This is a genomic window from Crocosphaera sp. Alani8 (assembly GCF_038442745.1).
GTDB lineage: Bacteria > Cyanobacteriota > Cyanobacteriia > Cyanobacteriales > Microcystaceae > Crocosphaera.
In genome coordinates this window covers 1-2,403 of record NZ_JARVCN010000430.1, presented here as the reverse complement: position 1 = coordinate 2,403, position 2,403 = coordinate 1, and the positions used below count along the sequence as shown (strand labels likewise).

General features: G+C 41.9%; 1 protein-coding gene and 1 pseudogene. One reads left to right on the top strand and one right to left on the bottom strand.

Annotated features, from left to right (window positions below; genetic code table 11):
- Positions 1-566: 566 nt before the first annotated feature.
- Positions 567-1,979 (bottom strand): annotated as a pseudogene (glgA, locus tag P9B04_RS21215) (glycogen synthase GlgA); the annotation flags it as partial.
- A gap of 177 nt (positions 1,980-2,156) precedes the next feature.
- Here glgA and P9B04_RS21210 point away from each other — a divergent pair.
- Complete coding sequence (locus P9B04_RS21210) at positions 2,157-2,378, top strand: helix-turn-helix domain-containing protein (protein WP_342056961.1); 222 nt, start codon at positions 2,157-2,159, stop codon at positions 2,376-2,378.
- The last annotated feature ends 25 nt before the right edge of the window (positions 2,379-2,403 follow it).

The following is a 2,403-nucleotide window of genomic DNA, read 5'->3' as shown; positions in this document are numbered from 1 at the left end:
ATCTTTGTCCCCTAACTTTCGGCGAGTCCCCCCAGACTTTTTGAGAAGCTTCACTCTATTGGTTCTAAGGTAGATTCATCTGAGGTTAACACTTTTTCTTGAGAAGACTCTGATGTGTTCCCTTGTGGAGGATAGATGGGTCTTGGTAGGGGCTTATGTTCCTCTTCGATAGTTGGTTCAGTAATTTCTCTTTCTTCGGTTGTGATGGGGCTAGAAGTCGCTTCAGATAGAGATTGTTTTTCTTCCTCCTCTTCTGCAGAGGAATTTGATTCAGGAATATCCGTTAGAGATGAGGGCTTTTCAGAGTGCAATTCTTGCTCAATGTTTTCACTTTCTTCCTCTTCTTCGACTTCGATTGTCTGAGAAGGAATGTTGCTGGAAATCTCTGTATGTAGAGACTCTTCTAATTCTTCATTTTCGGCCGTAGCCGTCTCTTCTTCCAATACTGTTGAGGATTCAGGGACTTCTTTTTCAGAAAGTTGATGATCATTTTCGGGGTTTTCTTCTGCCACAACATTATTTAGATTTCCATTGCCACTAATGTCCCAGGAAATATTTTTCTTGATTAAAATGGCTATTTTATTTTCTTCTTCTGGGGTTAAATCTTCCGGTTGTCCAGTTAAACCTTTGTAGATTTTAATGTATTCAGCAGCAGAGCGATACCAACTAAAATCTTGGGTCATGCATCGTTGTTGTAGTTTTGTCCAGTCTACTTTAAAGCGGAATCCCTCCCAGGCACGAATCATACAAACTAACAACTCCAGAGGGTCATAGTTATCAAAAGAATAACCAGTTCCTTCTTGGTTCATGGGATCGTAAAAACTGACTGTATCCCCTAATCCCCCCGTACGCCGTACAATAGGAACACAACCATAACGCATGGCAAACAACTGACTTATGCCACAAGGTTCAAAGCGCGAAGGCATCAAAAATACGTCCGATCCAGCAAATATGCGACGGGACAGGACATCATTGTAAAGGATCTGCACCGATACACGACCTGGATAACGGGCCGACAACTGCCACAGCTGATTTTCATAGTAATGATCTCCACTACCTAAAACCACTAATTGGGCTTCGGTATGAGCCAAAAAACGGTCCAACACTTGCAGGATTAAATCAATGCCTTTCTGCTCCACTAAACGAGTCACCATACCCATTAAAAAGGCATCTTGATTGATCTCTAGCCCCGTTTCCTCTTGGAGTCCAACTTTATTGGCTATACGTTTTTCCAAGGTATGAGGGGTGAATTTTTCATAGATAAACTGGTCTTCGGCAGGGTTGTACAGTTCCATATCGATGCCGTTGAGAATCCCTACCAAGTTATGATTAAAGTTGGATAATAAACCATCAAGTCTTTCTCCGTAAGCCGGAGTTTGGATTTGTTGGGCGTAGGTAGGAGAAACAGTGGTGATTCTGCCAGCAAATTTTATCCCTGCAGCTAGAGAATTATCCCCATCCATATACCAAGGACACCAGGTATTATGCTCTAAAAACCCACGACCTGGCCCTTGATAAGCTAAATTGTGGATAGTGAAAACACTTGTAATATCTGGGGTTTCGTGCATCCATAGGGGAATCATGCCAGTGTGCCAGTCGTGGCAGTGTATTACGTTGGGTTTCCAACAATTCCAGGCAAATTCTGCTGCTGCGTTGGAAAAGAAGGTAAACCGCCAGTATTCATCATCTCCGTAAATGCGACGAGGGGAAAAGCTATGGTGTCTCAGTAAATATAAGGGAACATTACTATTGGGCAGGGTCGTTTGATGAATAGCAAAATCTTGAGACATGGCATTTCCTTGCCATATTGGTTCCGAGGGAATTTCTATTTTATCGTCTAAAAATCCGTAATAAGGCATAATAATGCGGACATCATACCCCAATTGATGTAATACTTTCGGCAAGGCTCCGATAACGTCCCCCATTCCCCCAGCTTTGGCTAAAGGAGCAACCTCTGCCCCTACAAATAAAATTCGCATGTCAATACCTTGTGTTCCCTTTTTTGCCACTATACGATTTTGACATACTCTATGGTTAAATAGGGTATTGTTCTATAAGTTTTGCCAGAAGTTTTTACTCCACATAACCAGATGGTGGGTAGAAATTGATTTTTTTTCTATAGTACATACATATCTTATAGAAGGTTTTTTTGTACTATGGAAGTTGTAACTATCACCGAAGCGTCTCGTCTCCTCGAAATAAGTCGTCAACGAATATGGCAACTTATTAATGCTAAACGTATTAAAGGAGCTTATAAAACTCAAAAAGGCTGGAAAATTCCTCTTTATGGCAAAACAAGAATGCCCAAAATTATTCGTGGTCAGCGAGGCTGTAAAGGGAAATGGTTAGTGACACTCCTCCCGACGCTGATCCAGTAGGTACAGCGCGGGCTTCCCTACCTCA

What these genes read in the sequence shown, in the direction of transcription:
- P9B04_RS21210 (WP_342056961.1), top strand. Translation starts at nt 2,157, where the DNA reads ATGGAAGTTGTAACTATCACCGAAGCGTCTCGTCTCCTCGAAATAAGT.